Genomic DNA, 18775 nt, shown 5'->3' on the forward strand with positions numbered 1-18775 from the left:
ATGTACTTATCTTACAAATGCGTTTGCCATACCACCATCAACATTAATTATGTTTCCTGTAGATTTATCAAGTATTCCCACTAAAGAAAACACTCCATTCGCAATATCATCTGGAGTAATAATCTCATTTAATAAATTTCTTTTTGCATAAAACGCTGGCAATTCTTCAACAGTAATTCCGTTTGCTTTTGCTCTACCTTCTGCCCAAGCTCCTTCCCAAATTTTACTTCCAACAATAACACCATCAGGGTTTACTGTATTTACTCTTACTTTATCTTTTGCTAATTCCGCAGCTAATAAACGAACCATATGTTGTTGCGCTGCTTTTGCAGTACCATAAGCTACATTATTTGGACCAGCTACTAATCCGTTTTTACTTGCAATAGCAATATAATCCCCACCTAAACCTTGCTTACGCGTTATTGCTGAAAATTGTTTTGCTAAATCAAACTGACCTTTCACTAAAATACTTTGTAAAATATTCCAATCTTTATCTGTTGTATCTAACAAAGGCTTAGAAATTGCTAAACCTGCACTGTGCACAATAATATCCACACCACCAAATTCAATACACGCTTTATCATAAGCAGCTGCAATAGACTCAGTACTTGTTACATCACAAATAGCATACGCAGATACATCTCTTTTATAAGTAGCATGAGCCTCTATCAAACTTTGCTCATTAATATCTGTCAAAACAACATTAGCACCCTCAGCTGCTAATTTATCTGCAATAGCTTTTCCAATTCCACCCCCTGCTCCAGTAACCAAAGCTACTTTACGAGATAATGGCTGCTCCTTTGGCATACGCTGCAACTTTGCTTCTTCTAACAACCAGTACTCAATATCAAAAGCTTCTTGTCTTGGCAAAGAAGTATACTCTGTAATTGCCTCTGCGCCACGCATTACATTAATTGCATTAATATAAAATTCGTTAGCAACTCTTGTTGTTTGCTTGTTTTTCGCAAAACTAAACATACCAACTCCAGGATAAATAATAATCACCGGATTAGCATCACGCATTGCCGGGCTATTATCTTTTTTACATGTATTATAATAATCTGCATACTCTTGACGGTATGCCTCAAAAGCTGGCTCTAACTTTTTAAAGACTGCATCAGCATCTGATAAATCTTCATTTTTATCTAAAGTTAAAACTAAAGGTTGAATTTTTGTTCTTAAGAAATGATCTGGGCAAGAAGTTCCCATAGGAGCTAATCTTTCTAAATCATTACTATTAATATACTCCATTACAACATCTGTATCAGAAAAATGACCTATCATTCTGTTTTCAGAAGAACACAAACCTCTTAATAAAGGCATTATTTGAGCAGCTTTCCCTAAACGCTCCTCTTTTGGTAAGCTCTCTATTTTCTGACCACCAAAAACACTACCTTTTTCTTTTATTTTTGTTTCAATAAATTCAGAAGCCATTTCAATAACTTCTAAACTATTCATATAACATTCATAAGAAGTGTCTCCCCAAGTAAATAAACCATGAGAACCCAAAACGATTCCTCTAATCCCTGGATTATCTGCTAAACATTTTTCTATTTGAAGGCCTAAATCAAAACCTGGACGTTGCCAAGGCACCCAACCCATTGTATCTCCCCAAATCTCTTTAGTCACTTTTTCACTATCTTTTGCTGCTGCAACCGCAATTAAAGCATCTGGATGCAAGTGATCTATATGCGCAAATGGCAATAAGCCATGTAAAGGAGTATCAATAGAAGGCGCTTTACTATCTAAATCATAAATACAATGATTAAACAATCCAACCATTCTATCCTCATCCTCTATACCTCCGTACACATTTTTTAAATCGCGTAACCTCTTAGTATAGATACCTGCAATACCTGCCCTATTCAGAGTTCCGATATCACCACCAGAACCTTTTATCCACATTACTTCTACCTCTTCGTTAGTAAGAGGATCTTTCTCTGTAGTCCTGCAACTAGTGTTACCACCACCGTAGTTAGTTATTCTTAAATCTGCTCCTAAAATATTAGAACGATATAAAAACAAATCTACTTGGTTATCACCAAATGATGCTGCTTTTTTTTCGTCCCATAAATAATCTACGTATTTAAAATTCTTAACAATTTCTTTCATGTTAGGTTTTGAAATGAATAATATACCAAATTTACATCCACTAATAAACTTTTGTATCCTGTATTGTACGGTATGATATACTTTTTTGTTTAAACAAAAAGTATATCATGAAAACCTATTTTAAAACTGCAATTATAGAATATAAATGCCTATTTAAAATTTGTCATATAACACTAAAAATTACTACAACAGATTAATTAATCTTGAACACTAATATTGTTTAATAACTTATTATCTAAATATAAGTCTTAACATATAAATTATTTGAGTATTAGTTGTTATAAACCTTATATATAGTTTTAGATAAATTTAATATTATCTCCTCTTTTTTAAACTTTAATTCGTCTCCTTCTCCAATGTAAATACTTTGTAGCACCTCATCTTCATCTAAAGTGATTATTGCAAAAGTGCCTTTAAAATAAATACCTAGAGCTTTATCTATAAAAACCTGGTTTTTAGATTGTGTTATGATATACTGATGTACTTTTTTTGAAGGAGTCTTGCTTATAATCTTTAGCCCCTTATAAACTCCATTTTGTTCAAGTTTAAAAACCGACTGTATTGTTGGTTGTTCTTTCTCATTAAAGGGTTCGTAAACTACTACAAACGGATTTTTCCAAGCTTCACCCTCATTTCGAATAACTAAGGTTGGTGTTGGTAAATTATCATATGGTTTAGGAGCCTCAAAGGTGGTAGGTGCTTTTACTTTGGTAAACGTTCTGTTTTCAAAACTAGGTATATATAATTGCATAAAAATATCCCCTTTACTCAATCTTTTCGTATGAAATGTTGCTTTAACATCTTTTTCATAAGTTTTTGAAGTTTTTACATTCTTGAAAAAATGCCAACCAGGATTTTTATATTGTTTATTGCGTTTCCATACATTATTTGCATTTGCCATATATCTCTCAGGTGTTGTTTTAAAATCCATATCTGAATTTTCAAAAACTAGCTTATCACCTATATTGTGATATAAATAATCGTGATATTCATTAGGTAATTTAGATTTAGAACGAAATACATCCACATAATATCCTGTAGTTGGCGAGGTTCTAACCAAAGCCAAAGTACGCTCTTGGGTAGCTTCTGCTTTATTTCCTCTATCATCTTCAAAACTGGTTTGACTAAACGAATGATATGGAGAGACACCATCGACACCAACTTCGGGCTCCATTGAAATAAGCTGAACTTTATTGGTACCTAAATTAACCCAGCCGCCTTCACCTTGAGAACTCCCATTTACAATAACAGTATTGTGCGCTGCGAAAATTCTAGAATAGTTTTCATGAAGATCTACACCGTAACGATTTCTGCCATTATCTACACCTAGAACTTGTCCTTCACCATACAACTCTATATTCATACCTTCAGCATGCCCATGCACCATGTGCGCACCACCAACAAAACACATTAAACCATCTTTTGGATTATCTGCGCTACTTAAATTACGTTGTAAAACAATACCTGCGTGATAGACTCTATCTGTCCTTGATAAGTCTATAGTTGTAGATTCATTATCAAAACTATTATTATACCAAAATAAAGCTTCAGCGCCTTCTCGCTTATATTTCCCTTTACCAATTGCCCTATTAATAAGTGGTGCAAACTTATCTTGAATTGCAGTTAACCCATCCATTTTAGCTAAAGCATACGCATTTTCGTATGCTACATAAGGTACATGCGCATACCTATGTCCATCACCCCAGCGTACAATTTCATTATTAGGATATACAAAATAGTCTAATCGTGGTAGGGCATGTAAAACGTTTGGATATTTTTCTCCCAATTTCAACGATGGATTGTATTTATTAACAACCAACATTAATCTTGCTAAAATTGATGTCGTATGATTTAAATACTGAGAGGTTTCTGGCCAGATATCACCTTCATTTTTATAGTTTTTAACCATAATATTTAATGCATCTTGGTTCTCTGTACTCTCTGTTAAAAAATAAGACAACCATTTTTCTCGCTCAGTTTCATCATCCATAGCTAAAGCATTAAACACCAAACTGGGCGCTTCTAATGCACAATGGTTAGAACCATTTTGCCCATAATTTACCGTGATATTTGCATAGGCTTTAAACACATTTTGCGCTTCTTCAAAAGGAAAATTTACTTTTTTGTTTTGAATGATATCAAAAGCTTTTCCTTGTTTTCTTAGATATGGATGAATAAAATCATAGATTAACGGAAGTCTATAACCTATGACACGTACTTCTCGAAACCCATCATACGGAAACAACCAACCGCCTCTACCATGCCAATTGGACACTTTAGATTGCTGTACCGATTTTAAAAATGAGTATAGAATAGTGCTTGCTACGTAGGCATATTTTTCATCTTGGGTTAAATAATACATCTCCCCACAATCTAGAGCAACTTGCAAATGCTCTATCAAAAGTTCAGCAGGTTTCCAGTCTTCATCTGTAGCATTATCTAAGTTTTCTTGAACGCCATTTCTTATATGCGTTGTTTTAAAAAAAGGCGGGAAACCGTTGTTCTTTTTTTTAGACCAATTAAAAGGCAACTTTTTAATATATGTAGCTGGATCTTTATAAAATTGCCCAACCTGATAATTGGCTCTTAATTTTATGCTTTCATAAATTTCTTTAGCCCAAGGTTGTATATCTATTTTTTCAAGGATTTGATTGCGCTCACTAGATTTTACTAATATAAATGGGCGTTCTAAGGCTTGGGTATACCCCATTGTTTGAGCTAAAAAAATAAAGAAAAACATAACGTATTTATAATTTGAAATCTTATATTTTAATTTTCTCATATACATTTACGTTTATTCTAAAATTCTACTTTTTTTATTAAAATTTAGTTGCTAGAAAATTACACTATTATTTTTGCGAAGACAAATTATATAAATTGCTCTAATTCTTTTAATTGCTCATTAGAAAGCCCTTTGGGTTTATAACCTGCAGACCAACACATCATTAAAAGTTTGGCGCCTTTATTCGCTACATCTAAAAAATCCCATGCTTTTTCAACATCTGGTGCTGTTGCTGTAGCACCATGCTTTTCCCATAAAGATACATTTCTTTTTTTAAAAGCTTCAATAGTAACTTTAGCTAAATCTTTAGTGCTGGATAAAGCATAGGGAGTGCAATGAATACCTTTTGGAACAAACACCTTAACCTCAGGACACATCATCCATACTTGTCTATTTAGCTCTTCTTCATTATCAAATAATTCATGATGACTCAAACATATTAGTTCCAGTGGATGTGTATGAACAACTGCTAAGTTTTCTGGTTGATTAATTGAATTAAAAAGATGAATGCTTGCATGTGAAATCAACTCGCATGTAGGTGCGAAACCATCTCGTTTACCACCCCAAATTATAGCGTACGCATTTGATTGTTCGTTTATCCGAAGAATACAAGAAACGGTTTCAATTTTATCAACTAAATCTCTTAAATAACACCCTGTACCTGTTATATATATTACGAATCCTCCCATTCCTTTTGGAAAGTTAAATGGAATTTCTTCTCCTATACCTTGAAGGTCTTCTTTTATAAAAAATGAGGTTACATTCATGGATATATTACCTGCATTTCGTTCTGCCCATTCACGTTGCCATAAATATCCTGCGACTTTTGATACTTTTTTTAATTCATTCTCAACCTTTAGTGGTAATTTTATAGACTGCATAATTGTTCCTCAAAGTTATTTAAGAAAATCTTTTCCCCATTTAACTCGCAATTCTTTAGCGAGTTCCCCAACCGTATCTTGATATTCTGGTTTTTCTGCTAGGTTATCTAGCTCTAAAGGGTCTGTTTTATGATTAAATAGCATACGCGCATAGGCAACCCCATCATCTTTAGTCCATTCCGTATAAAACAAATCGCCTTTAATTAAAGTTACGGCATCTTTAAACTTACTTACCGCCCAGTCTTTCTCTTGCGTTTTACCATCCAAAATTGGCACAAAACTTTGGCCTTCAACTGTATTTGGCGCTTCTACCCCAACTAATTCAGTTAAACTAGGGTAAATATCAATAAACTCGGTAATAGCATCCGTTTTTGTACCTTGAGTTTTCCCTGGTACTTTTATCATTAATGGTGTGTTTAACGCTGTTTCAAAAGTAACGTGCTTACACCATAATTTATGATCTCCTAAATTCCATCCATGATCTCCCCATAAAATAACAATGGTGTCTTCATCCAATTCTAATCGTTTCAATTCGTCTAAAACTAAACCTATTTGGGCATCAACATAACTCACACAAGCATAATACCCATGAATGAGTTCTTTTGCCAATGGCTCTGGAACATCTCCTTTTTTGGGAATATTATTATACTGACGCAATTCGCCAAAATTATGAAATGCCTTTTGGGGTGTACTTTTAGGCTGAGTATAGCTTTCAGGTAATTCAATTTTACTTCTATCATATAAATCCCAATATTCTTTTGGTGCATTAAATGGCAAATGGGGTTTCATAAAGCCTAGTGCTAGAAAAAATGGTTCTTTTTTATTCTTTAGCATTCGTAAATCTGCTATACCCTTTTGAGCAATTTTACCATCAAAGTAAGCGGTATCATGAACTTGAGCCATTTCATGCGAAATTGCACCCCCTTGAGCTTGACCGGACCCTTCATTTTCTATAACATTCTTTTCAATTTGATAGTTACGAATATTACCTTCTGGAAACCATCTGCTATTCCAAGCTATACCATCATCTTCATTATTATGGTAAATTTTTCCATTAGAAATAGTTGTATATCCATTTTGTTTTAACAAGTTTGGTAGGGAAATTGCTTCAGAAACGTCAACATCTGCTCTAGTCATGTAGTTTATAAAACGATGCCTTGTAGGTCTCATTCCAGTTAATAAACTAGCTCTAGAAGCTCCGCATACAGGAATATTACAATACGCTCTATTAAACACCAAACTTTCACTAGCTAATTTATCTAAGTTTGGAGAATTTATATGATTGGCACCATAAAAATTAAGTTCAGGTCTTAAATCATCTACGGCTATAAATAAAATATTGGTAGGCTTTTTTTGTTGAGTTGTTGTATCTACTTTCTTCTCTTTACAAGACAAAAAAAATAAAGATAAACCTAATACATATATTAGAATTTTATTCATTTTAAAGGGTTTTACCAGTGGTTAATTATTATATAATCGTCTTTATTAAGTGTGTTTTTAATAGAATCAGGAATGTTTCGACGTGGTGTATCTTGATCTAGCTTAAATCCTTTTTTTCCTTTTGGGGTAATAATTGGCATATTTCCAATAGATTCGTCTAAAATATCTCCTTGAGATTTCATCCAGCTAAACATCGCTTCTCTTAAGCTTTCTTTTATAGATTCAAGCTCAGAGGTTTTAGCTAAATTATGTTGTTCAAATGGGTCGTTTTGTAAATCATATAATTCTTCAAAAGGCTCATCCTTAAATGCATTTGCTCCCCTCTTTAAAAAATAATCTACATTAGGTTTTCCTGTTAAATTTTGCTCTACAACTTCTAAAGCATTAAAGTTTCTGATATATTTATAACGTTTATTACGAATCATTCTTGATGGGAAAACTTCAGAGTTTAAAATATTTTGATTTGTTCTAACTCCATAAACATATTGGTTGATTTCAACATTTTTACCTTCTAATAAAGGTAAAAAACTACTACCATCCATATCTTCAGTTGATTTACCTCCTGCAATTTCCATAAATGTCGGTAGAACATCTGTATAATGTATCAACTGATTTGACTTTGAGTTTGGCTTGATAACTTTAGGCCAACGTACTACAAAAGGTACTTTTAATCCGATATCTTTTACTGTAAACTTTCCTGAGACACCATGGTCTGCACTGTAAATAAACAACGTATTTTCGTCTAAATGAGCATCTACAAACTTTAACACTTCCTCTATTTGTATGTTATCTTCTTCTATACTTCTATAATATCCTGCTCTAGATTTTAGGTAGTTCACATCATCTTTTTTATGGTTATCAAAAGGATAAAACTTGACATCTTCGGCTTTGGGGTTCTCAACATCAAAATACTTACCGTGTGGGTATTTAGATGTAATAAACATGCAAAACGGTTTGGTTGTCGTTTTAAAATAGGCTTCAATACTATCTAAAGGTATATAATCTCTAGGCACATTTTCTTTAGGAACGGGTTGCCATTCTTTATCCCACTGGTAAACACTAGATGGTTTTACGTGACTTTTTCCTGCAAGCACCACTTCGTAACCCAGCTTCTTCATTTTTGAAGTGACACTTTCAATCGTTGGTCTAGTAGCCGTGTGATTAGCAAAACAGCCATTCTTAACTGGGTATTTCCCAGTAAATAATTGCGACCTACTTGGTGCACAAATAGCCTGAGCTGTAAAAGCATTTGTAAACAGCATTCCCTCTTTTGCCAAGCGATCTACAGCTGACGTGTTTACTTTTTCGTTTCCGTAACAACCATAGTCATATATGTCTTGGTCGTCTGCCAAATAAAAAATAATATTGGGTTGACTAATATCTATTTTGGTATTTTTAAAGTCATTAGTTTTCTTTGAGGTTTGGGACGTTTTACATCCAAAAAAACTGAATGCAAATGCTCCAAATAATATAATAAGATTTCTATACATTTTTATTTTCTATAATATGATTTCATTTTTGGTTACTTTTTTTTCATCCTATGAAACGGATTTTACTTTACCTTCTTAATCAATTAATATAATAAAACTAACTATTACTATAAAAACAAGGGAAGCTTTCATTAATTTATTTCTCCGTACTTGTTCTTGCTTTTTGCTCTACAAAATAAGGTTGAAATGTATATTTAGACGCTTCATCCCACTTTACATTTGTAATGGGTAATAATTTCTTTAACTCTTCCATAGTTGCCTTGTGCTCTGGGTTACCAGCTACGTTTGTCCACTCATTGGGGTCATTACTGTGATCGTACAATTCTTGCGTACCATCTTCATATTGAATATATCTAAACTGGTTAGTTCTTACGGCATGATTGTTCATTCCGTAGGTTGTTAAGGCATAAGAATCATTAATACCTTCCTCATTTGTCATCATAGACACTAAGCTTTTTCCCTCATTTCTACTGTAAGCAGGAAGTCCACTTAATTCTAAAAGCGTTGGGTAAATAGATAGCATCTCTACAGGTGCATTAATCTTTTTCCCTTTTGGCAAACTAGGACCTGCAAATAGTAAAGGGGCTTTTGTAGCGGTTTCCCAAAGTCCGTGCTTGGCAAACGTTTCTTTTTCGCCTAAACGATACCCGTGATCAGACCATAATACAATTACTGTATTGTCAGCATATTTACTACTTTCTAAAGCATCTAAAACACGACCTAACTCATTATCTACAAAACTGACACAAGCTAAATAAGCTTGTACAATTTTTTTCCAATTGTCTGTTTTTTGAGCCCACTGTGTTGTTGGCATCATTGGTAAATCGTTAATTTGTAAACCAACATTAGGAATATCTGTCAAATCATCAGCTTTATATGGTGGTGTTTGAATATCTTCTAAAGGATATAAATCGAACCACTTTTGTGGTACATACAATGGTACATGCACACGTAAAAAACCAAGTCCCATAAAAAATGGCTTGTCATAATCTCTTTGTAAACGTTCTGCAACCCAATTTACAGATTGATGGTCGGGCATCAATGAATCTTGCTCTGGAAACGCTCCCCAATCGGTGCTTGTTCGTCCATGTGTTCCTCTAATTCCTTTTCCAAAACCATCCCAAACAAAACGTTCTTTAGGATAAGGGCCAAAGCCTTTAACACGTCCTCCAGATTCATCAAAAAGATTGTCTGGAGCATGAATGTGAAACAACTTACCTATACCCATAGTGTGATAGCCGTTATTCTTAAAATATTCTGGAAGAAAGGTAATATCTTTTGTTGCTGGATTACCATCTCGACGTACTTCATTATCGGGCGCCATTCCATAAACACCAGTGGTTGATGGCCTTAAACCTGTCATAATTGATGCTCTAGATGGGCCACAAAGTGGCGCTTGAACGTGCGCATTTGTAAATGTTACTCCCATTTTTGCTAACCTATCAAAATTTGGTGTTTTTACATTTGAAAAGTTATCTATGGGGCCAATCATATTGTTTAAATCGTCTACTGCAATAAACAATACGTTGGGTTTTGTTTTTTCAACTGAGCTTGCTTGATTTTGAGAAGATTTATCTTTACAAGAACTTATTAACAAACTAAAAATAGCTACGAAGTAAACTAGTTTTTTCATGGTTATTATTTTATTTGATTTTTTATATCACTTGTATTTTTATTTCTAGAGGCGTATTATCTTTCCTAAATTCTACAGTCAAAGGCAGTACTTCAACTCCAGGAACCATATTAAAGATTCTACTTTTTGGCATGTCTTTTATTTTAAGTGGTACACTAGCACTTACCTTTACAGTTCCTTTTGGTTTTGCTATGGTAATTTCATTTTCTGATACTTGTGTTGCTTTTTCCCCTGTTGGAGAAACGATAGGTAACACAAAAGATGTTGCAGTTTTAATATCTTGATTTGTAGCTGCAATAATTTCTAACGTTTCTTCGGAACATATATAGTTTACTATAAAATCTGATGCTGTACTTGAAACTGGCTCCTTTGCTTCATTTTTTAGCTGAACATTAGATTCATATTCAATTTTATCATCATCATCTTTAGAACTAAATGTTGCCTCTAAATCGAACAAATTACTGTACCAAACCTTATCCTTATACGTTTCAATTCTTGGAGTTAAGGCAAAATCTTCTCCTGGTTGTGGCTGCTGATTATAGGCTTCTAACATTTTATAAATTGCTACGCTGGCCGTACATAGTAAACCTACCTTATTATGAAACAATACTCCAAGTGAAGCTCCTGTAGCTTGTCTTACATCATTTCTTTGACTATAGATAGAATCATAAGCAGATACAGTGCCTCTCCAATCGCCTTTGGCAAATAATGATACATCTAATTCTTTAAAATAGGTTTCGCCATTAGCTATAGTTCTTGGTAATGGTGTAGATGTATCTATTTTCGGCAAATACTCCCAATGGTCTAGCAAAGTAGCCAATGGTTTTGCATGCGCAAACGTATGATGTACACAAGGTTTTATGCCATGAGACACATAATGTGGTCCACCATGTAACAATCCGTTATGTGTACATTGTTTTAAAAGCTCAATATTTTTAAAGGTAGCTGTACCCAAAGCTGGATTATGATTAGCCATAAAACTAAATGCTGGTTGCATACCGTCACTTGTTCTACTGCCCCAATAGGTCCATTTAAACATACGGTTTCCAAAACTATTATCTATGCCTCCATCTGGTAAAATAAATTCTAAATGCGCATCTAAAGATTTCTTTAATAATTTTAATAGTCCCTCATCATTTTCTTCTAGAGCATATAACACTAAATTATTTAAAGATTCTTCTATATTATAGCCTAAATCAATTCCATATAAGCCTTTGGCACTTTTTGCCTTCTTATTTTTTCCTTGAATTTCTCCAAACAACAACGCATTTGGTTCTGTAAAATAGCTTTTAACTTGCTCTACTAGTATTTTACTTCGTTTTAAATACTCAGGTTTATTTAACAACTTCCCAATTAAATTTAGCGCATAAATAGTTGTTGCCCCATAATTGATATTAGAAGCATCTACTTTCGTAAATCTTTTATACACAAAAGCTGTTGCGCTTTCTAAACGTGCAGTCCATCTTGTTCGAGTTTCATCGTCTAGTAAATCACCATGAAATTTTAAGGCTTCTGCTAAGGCTATGGCCCCAAAAACTGTGGTTCCATCCCAAGATTTTGGATCCAAATCGTTGGTCCATGCACCATCTTCTCTAGTTACATTTTCACCCCATTCAAAAGCTGCAATACCAGCGTCAAGATATTTTTTTTCTCCAGTGGCTTTAGCCATGTAAAAAAAAGGATAAACAGCATCCATAACTCTCGCATGTACGGTATCGCAAGCAGGACAATCAAATAGTCCATGGACTTTAGGGTCTGATGATCTTATGATTTGCGTTTTTATCATGCCATCACACCAATCTTTCAATAAATCAAAAACTAGTTTTCTATATTCAGATGAATGAAATTCTTTTATCGCTTTGGTACAAGAACTTAATAAACTAGTTGCGGAAAGTGACAGTCCAACACTAGTTATAGTTGACAATTGAATAAAATCTCTTCGCTTCATCTGAATACGTCTTTTTAGTTTAGTTATTGAAGTGATTTAAACCTTTTCTTTTGCTTAAAAAATGTTACAAATTCACTCACTTTTCGTTTCTTCTTTTGACCGTAGCTACGGCTATGCTCTTCAAAAAGAGCCTCAATTGAGCAAATTTTTATTCATTTTCAGCTTAAAACAAAAAGTTTAAATCACTTCATTTAAATTTATTCAGCTCTAAATGAAGCAATTTTATCTTTTAAGTCTTTTACAATTTCTGGGTTTGCTTCTGCAATATTATTTTTCTCAAATGGATCTTTTTCAATATTAAATAATTGCACTACTTCATCTTTCTTTCTTACCGGATCTGGTACGATAATTTTATACGGCGGAAAAATGGCCATATTGTAGAACATACTATTTTCAATTGTATCAAAATCGTGTGCATATACTTCTCCAAAAATACCTTTACGCTCAGCTAATGTTTTTTTATCTAAAACACTTACGCCTGGAAGGTTTTCTGGTTTTTCAATTCCTAAAACATCAAGTACTGTAGGCACCATATCTATACTACTCGTTATAGTACTTTTATCCATTTCAGGTTTTATTTTTCCAGCCCATTTATACATTATAGGTGTACGAATACCCATATCGTAAGGTGCGCGTTTGGAGTGTTTTAAATAGCCACTTTTCTCAGGGTTTTGCGCCCAACCATTATCACATACATAAACAAATAATGTGTTTTCGGTTAAGCCTTTATCTTCAATTAAATCGAATAATTGTCCACAGGTTTCATCAAACCACTCACACATTGCCCAATACTTTGCTAAATGCTCTGAATCTGTTTTCTTTTTATACTTTTCAAATAAACGTTGTGGAGGATTATGAGGTCTGTGAGGCAAAAAAGGTGCATACCATAAAAAGAAAGGTTTCTTTTCTTTTAATGCTAAATTTACATAGCTATTAATCGTATCTAAACCTTTTCTTCCTATTTCCAATCCATAATCTCCATGTCTTCCACCACGCGTTGGATCTCCATGTGTCATACCATAATCAAAACCACCTATTTTGTGGTTACCATGCCACCATTTTCCTGTTTGAAATGATAGATACCCTTTTTCCTTTAGCATATCTGGAAGTGTGGCTTGCTTTTCGAATGCCGAAATAACAGGCTTATAGGCTTCTGCTCTTTCTTTTCCGCGGATATTACCACGATCATAGACCTTATCATTTCCTAAAATTCCGTGGTCTTTAGGATACAAGCCTGTAATGATTGTTGCTAGAGAAGGCGAACACAATGGTGTTGGCACATAAGATTGTGTGAAAGCTAAACTTTCTGAAGCAAATTTGTCTATTCTTGGGGTTTCAATGTTTTCATCACCCATAAAACTATAGTCTGTCCAAGATTGGTCATCGGAAAGTATAAATACAATGTTAGGTGGTTGCTCTGTAGATTCAGATACTTCAATGTTTTTTTCTGTACTGTTCTTGGTTTTATTCCCACAAGAAAAAACTAAGACAGTGATTAAAAAGATAAAGCATGTGTTTTTTACTTTTTTCATTATTGTTATTTGATTTATGGTTTGATTTATTATTCGTTATTTTTTTAGTATTTGGGCTTTGTTTTTAGAGCGCTGTATTGGGCCATTATCCCCTAACAAATACATTTTCTTAAAATCTGTTCCCTTTTCTTTTGCTCCTACAATCATTCTAGCATCAGGATGTGGATTATCAATTAGAGCTGATATCACAAACCCAGAATTTTTTCGACTTAAAAAAACAGGACCTTTCTTAAATGATTCACCGCCATCAAAGCTGTCCCATCTACTAATTTCTCTAACATCTTCTTGGGATTTACTTTCTAAATATAAGCTAACTTCTGTGGTAGATTTCGCTTCAATATCTACATCTCCTTTAGGTAGGTTAAAATTCTCGCTTTTTAGCCACTCTTGTCCATTCCATCTAAAAAATTGTATGCGTTTCGGACCGCTTCTTTTTTCGCCTACATCTGGACCAACCAAAACCCCCACATGTGGATTACCATTTGGGTCTACATCAGTTATACCTTGAAACGTCCAATCTTCAACTATTGCTCTTACCAAGGTTTTTTTATCTGCCATTTCTTTAGTCAAAGGCATTGTTAAAGGTTCATTTTTAACATTTTTCCAAACATCCGTTTTTGTATCAAAGACCATATAATATAAGTTGTGTCGTTCTGGAATATGCCCACGTGCGTCTTGCGCATTATTTCTATCTCTACAAATATGATAGTCGAACGCTACGATAATATCGTCTCCATTACCCCTACTTACCCAAGGATACCATGAATCTTCGGCTTCGATATCTGTTCTTCTTTTATGTTTTAAAAAGGAAACTGGCTCTTCAAAAGTTTTACCGTTATCTGTTGATTTTTGATACACCCAATCGCTTCTATGCGCACCGTGGCGATAAAACAAATAGATATCGCCATTAGCCATTTTTATAAACTGACTATAGGTTCCAAATAATGAAATATTATCTAATGTTTCCCACTCAGAAATATCTAAAGGTTTTTTAGAAACCGCATGTAAATTTTTTCCATAATGATGATTCCCTAAAAGGTTTTTACCATCTTCGGGTGTCCCGCCATGCCCTCCAAAAGCAATATGAATATATCCCGCATCGTCAATAAGCAATGCTGGTTTACCATGATTGTCTATTTTTTTCTTTCGATTAGGGTCTTTCCCCATTTCGCTGACACCTGCTTTAAATGGGCCTTTCCATTCTTTAGTGGTATGATTATAAGAAGCCACGTAAGGGTCTTCAAAAGCACCTTGATAAGCAACATAAGTAATGCCTTTATGATATACACCTGATGGATGTTGTACAATGGCCACCGCATTGCCATAACCATTATCCGCGAAGTAATCTACCATTTTATTACCTCCCGTTATTGCTTGTTTGTCTTTGGGTTTCGTTACACAACCCAACAAACAAAAACAAATAAAAAGATTTATATAAAAATATTTAGTCATTAGTACTTTCTAGCTTTACAGTTTCAAAAAATATAAGTTTTACAGGGCCTAACAATCCAGAGGTTAATAAATCATCATTTTTATTATAATGATTCCAACTAGCAAATGTTGTTCTTTTTGATGGACGCTCAGTTTCGTTTAATAACCAATCTGGAAGTGGTTTCGCGCGTTTGCCTTGTCTTGGATAGTCTAACGATAGTTTTTCATCTCCAATCAATCGATTGGACCATAAATTAGTCACTTTAACTTCTAAGGTGTTCTTTCCTTTCTTTATAAAATCATTAATATTTACTCTGAAAGGTGCTTTCCAAAATACCCCTGCATTTTTCCCATTGATGATAACCTCAGCAATAACAGATACACTCCCTAAATCTAAAGTCAAGCTTTTATTCGATTGAAGGTGTTCTTCAGACAAGATAAAATCTTTCTTGTAAGAAGCTGTTCCTGAAAAATGTTGAATAACTTCATCTTTAGCATCTGTCCAAAATATCAAATTAGGAAACGTTTCTTTTTTTGAAGCTTCAGAGTTTATCGGAAAAGAAACTTCCCAAGCACCTGACAACTCTATTGGTTTTGATATAGATTTTACTTCTATCTCTTTTATTTCTCCTGATGCAATCTTGTAAATTATTTTTCCTGCATAAGGTGTTGTCCAGTTTATTGCATCATCTTTAAATTCTAATGCTGTTTTTGAAATGTCTTTAGACAATTTTAAAAGTTGCCCTTTAGGAATAAACATAGTGCGTTCTTCTCCATCAGTTTTATAAGTGATTTTTAAAACGGTTTTATCACCTTCAGGTGTTTTATTGTCGATTAATTTATCGGTAACTGGAATGTTATAATTTCCTGAACTTACTGAATTTTTTATTTTATTGGTAACATCAAACGTTTTGTAATTCTCAGGAATACCTGTTGTTTCCCCTTTAAACTTTCCAAAAACCGCTTTTAGTACTTTTAATTTTTGATGACCTGCATCTATTTCGATATGTTCACGTTCTTCCGCATAAATCTGTTTTTTAGTATCGCCAATTTGGTATTCCATTCGAAACTCCTTTTTGTAGCCCATGGCAGGATCACAATCGCAAAAAGCTCTTGACATTTTAAAATCGAGCTTGTTACCTTTAACCGCATTAGCAACTTTAGCAGTAATATCAATTAAACCCTCTTGCAAAAATGTACCGTATTCTGCTTTTACAATTTCTAAATTAGAAAGTGGTTCTGCCTTAGAAGGTTTTAGTTCTGTTGAAACTTCTAGTATATGGTTTGCATTCGCAGGCTTTTTAAAGATAATAAATACAGATTCTTCCATGCCTAAGGATAAAGGCACTGTTGTTGTTCCATCTTTATTTTCTTTAAAAACTACCACATCTTTTATCGAGCCTTTTTCTGAATCCCAGAGTTCTGGTTGCTTTCCTGAAACTCGAAAACGTGCTATAATTTCTCTAGCTTCTTTTCTAGCATTCGCAATAAAATAGATATCTGCATCAGCTGTTTTTCTATGGATGAAACTCAAATCTGAATTATCACTACTTTCAATTTTGAAATCGGAGATTTTATTACTTAATGCTTCTTTTATAGATACCTCCTTGACTAATTCTTTTATCCATAATTCATCAACATAAGTTTTAACTTCTTCATCACAGTTTGGATAATTGGTTAAACTTGGCGATTGCTTCGGTTGTTTTCCAATTACCTTTGCACCACCATCTACCAACTCTTTTATTTTTTCTAAAGTTTCTGGCTTTATAAAGTTTGATTCTGGTAATACCAAAAGTTTATAAGCGTTACCAACAGCCGAATAAATCGTTCCGTTTTTAACGGTTACGTCTTTTAATTTATTGGCACCAATCAAATCATAATCAAAACCCATTGCTTTAATTTCTGGTTTAATGAAGCCTGTATTTGGCGATGATTCTCCTGTAAACACTAAAACATCAGCAACATTTTTACCTTGTTGCAATAAATACTGAGAACGTGCCAAGTAGTCCATATAAGACTTACTTTGTTTCCACCAAGTGTTTAAACGGTTAAAATCAAAACCGTGATAACTTAACGCCAAACCTGGGGCTACATCCCAAGGCTGATGCACATAGGTATGAAAAATGAATCGTGTAATGCCTTCCGCCCAAGCGCGATCACCAATTGATTTTATGTTTGCCGGGTGTTTATCCCAACCTCCAATTCCGGTAAAAGACTCTGCCCCAACTATGGCACTACCATTTAAATGTGCTATGGATGACACAAATTTTGGCGAATCGAAAAACGGATAACCTCCACTCCAAAATTCGCACATTACAATATCTCCGGTTGCCCCTACTTGCATATTATCAAAAGGTCCCCAATACGGTTCTACAGAAAATTGCATCCCGTTTTTATTACATAAATCTCCAAAATGAGCATAGTAATTCTCTGCAATTAAGTCTCCAATGGTTCTTCTAAAATCCCAAAGAAAACGTTCTGATATTTCCCCACTTTCTACATAATAGCCTGCTAAAGTTGGCAAATATGCTGTTAAATCATAACCTCTTAAACTTTCAAATTGCCTATCGAAACCTGTAGTCCAGTTGGTGGTTTCTACTTCATAACTATCAATTATGCAATTATTTACAGTTGTTCCTACTAAAGTTCCTAATTTATCAATAATCGGTTGTACACCAGCTTCCCAATAAGCATCTACTGCTTTTTTATTCATTTTATCCACCTCTAAACCTTTGGCTTCTGGCGGGGCTGGTCTGTTGGTGGTACCAATTGGTGTATGTCCTAATCGTAAAATAACCCAATCGCCTTTAGGTACTTCCCAATTTAAAACGCCATCTTCAGATAGTTTTGAAGTTATATTGATAATGGTTTCTTTTTGGATAACTGCTTCTTTTGAAATCGTTTTTGTGTCTGGTAACAAATGATTTCGAATACGTTCGGAAAGCATTTTATAGTCTAAACCATCAATTTTTATAGTTTGATTAGGTCTTGGAAAGGCCAAAACTGCGATGTCTTTATAGTAATCAAATTTGGTTTTAGGTTTTGGTAAAGCTTGTTTGATTGTTTTTCCCCCTTTAATAGTAAGTTCACTAAAAACTACAGTTTGCATCGCATTTTCTTCGGTTACCCAAGGTCCTCCACTAGAAGACCAACCTGCGCTATTATGAAATGCCATTTCTAAGCCCAAACGTTGTGCTTCTTCCGCAGAAAACTTAAATAAGTCTAGCCATTCTTCACTAAAATATTTAACTGGCCCTTGTGGAAATCCTAAATGCACATTAAACAATTGTGCTTCTTGAATGCCAACAGCTTTCATCGCTTCTAAATCTTTAGTTATACCCGATTTAGATACGTTACCGCTAATCCAATGCCACCACGTTCTGGCTTTGGCTTCATTTGGTGGGTTTTGGAATCCTGATTCAAGACTAACTTCGTTTTCTGAACTATTAGACACTTTTGGGCTTTGGCAGGATACTAAAATCGAAACTACTAAGATTAGTGATATTATAGTTTTTTTCATTTTTTT

10 protein-coding genes are annotated in these 18775 nt (G+C 34.1%); all 10 read right to left on the reverse strand.

What is annotated here, in order from left to right; all coding sequences use genetic code 11:
* Nucleotides 1-6: 6 nt before the first annotated feature.
* On the reverse strand, nucleotides 7-2112 hold the full coding sequence (locus Q0945_RS01600; RefSeq protein WP_299430092.1) for a bifunctional aldolase/short-chain dehydrogenase: 2106 nt from the start codon (nucleotides 2110-2112) through the stop codon (nucleotides 7-9).
* Nucleotides 2113-2383: 271 nt separating this feature from the next.
* On the reverse strand, nucleotides 2384-4894 hold the full coding sequence (locus tag Q0945_RS01605) for a heparinase II/III family protein (RefSeq protein WP_299430094.1): 2511 nt from the start codon (nucleotides 4892-4894) through the stop codon (nucleotides 2384-2386).
* 86 nt (nucleotides 4895-4980) lie between these two features.
* On the reverse strand, nucleotides 4981-5775 hold the full coding sequence (rhaD, locus tag Q0945_RS01610; RefSeq protein WP_299430096.1) for a rhamnulose-1-phosphate aldolase: 795 nt from the start codon (nucleotides 5773-5775) through the stop codon (nucleotides 4981-4983).
* Nucleotides 5776-5790: 15 nt separating this feature from the next.
* A complete protein-coding gene (locus Q0945_RS01615; RefSeq protein ID WP_299430098.1) occupies nucleotides 5791-7215 on the reverse strand; it encodes a sulfatase in 1425 nt (474 codons plus the stop codon).
* Between the two features lie 11 nt (nucleotides 7216-7226).
* Nucleotides 7227-8705, reverse strand: coding sequence for a sulfatase (locus tag Q0945_RS01620; protein WP_299430100.1), 1479 nt, complete (start codon nucleotides 8703-8705; stop codon nucleotides 7227-7229).
* Between the two features lie 136 nt (nucleotides 8706-8841).
* On the reverse strand, nucleotides 8842-10338 hold the full coding sequence (locus tag Q0945_RS01625) for a sulfatase (protein WP_299430102.1): 1497 nt from the start codon (nucleotides 10336-10338) through the stop codon (nucleotides 8842-8844).
* A 22-nt stretch (nucleotides 10339-10360) separates the two neighbouring features.
* A complete protein-coding gene (locus tag Q0945_RS01630; RefSeq protein WP_299430104.1) occupies nucleotides 10361-12286 on the reverse strand; it encodes a hypothetical protein in 1926 nt (641 codons plus the stop codon).
* 197 nt (nucleotides 12287-12483) lie between these two features.
* Nucleotides 12484-13818 carry a sulfatase-like hydrolase/transferase gene (locus tag Q0945_RS01635; protein ID WP_299430106.1) on the reverse strand — a complete coding sequence of 445 codons (1335 nt, stop codon included), beginning with the start codon at nucleotides 13816-13818 and terminating at the stop codon, nucleotides 12484-12486.
* 36 nt (nucleotides 13819-13854) lie between these two features.
* A complete protein-coding gene (locus Q0945_RS01640; RefSeq protein WP_299430108.1) occupies nucleotides 13855-15270 on the reverse strand; it encodes a BNR-4 repeat-containing protein in 1416 nt (471 codons plus the stop codon).
* Nucleotides 15263-18769 carry a glycosyl hydrolase gene (locus Q0945_RS01645; protein WP_299430110.1) on the reverse strand — a complete coding sequence of 1169 codons (3507 nt, stop codon included), beginning with the start codon at nucleotides 18767-18769 and terminating at the stop codon, nucleotides 15263-15265. Before Q0945_RS01645 ends, Q0945_RS01640 begins: the two co-directional genes overlap by 8 nt.
* Nucleotides 18770-18775 lie beyond the last annotated feature (6 nt).

This window comes from uncultured Maribacter sp. (genome assembly GCF_947500405.1).
Lineage (GTDB): Bacteria > Bacteroidota > Bacteroidia > Flavobacteriales > Flavobacteriaceae > Maribacter_B.

Excerpts from the sequence above, each read along its gene's own strand:
- Q0945_RS01600 (WP_299430092.1), bottom strand. The coding sequence starts at position 2,112 with ATGAAAGAAATTGTTAAGAATTTTAAATACGTAGATTATTTATGGGAC.
- Q0945_RS01605 (WP_299430094.1), bottom strand. The coding sequence starts at position 4,894 with ATGAGAAAATTAAAATATAAGATTTCAAATTATAAATACGTTATGTTT.
- rhaD (WP_299430096.1), bottom strand. The coding sequence starts at position 5,775 with ATGCAGTCTATAAAATTACCACTAAAGGTTGAGAATGAATTAAAAAAA.
- Q0945_RS01615 (WP_299430098.1), bottom strand. The coding sequence starts at position 7,215 with ATGAATAAAATTCTAATATATGTATTAGGTTTATCTTTATTTTTTTTG.
- Q0945_RS01620 (WP_299430100.1), bottom strand. The coding sequence starts at position 8,705 with ATGTATAGAAATCTTATTATATTATTTGGAGCATTTGCATTCAGTTTT.
- Q0945_RS01625 (WP_299430102.1), bottom strand. The coding sequence starts at position 10,338 with ATGAAAAAACTAGTTTACTTCGTAGCTATTTTTAGTTTGTTAATAAGT.
- Q0945_RS01630 (WP_299430104.1), bottom strand. The coding sequence starts at position 12,286 with ATGAAGCGAAGAGATTTTATTCAATTGTCAACTATAACTAGTGTTGGA.
- Q0945_RS01635 (WP_299430106.1), bottom strand. The coding sequence starts at position 13,818 with ATGAAAAAAGTAAAAAACACATGCTTTATCTTTTTAATCACTGTCTTA.
- Q0945_RS01640 (WP_299430108.1), bottom strand. The coding sequence starts at position 15,270 with ATGACTAAATATTTTTATATAAATCTTTTTATTTGTTTTTGTTTGTTG.
- Q0945_RS01645 (WP_299430110.1), bottom strand. The coding sequence starts at position 18,769 with ATGAAAAAAACTATAATATCACTAATCTTAGTAGTTTCGATTTTAGTA.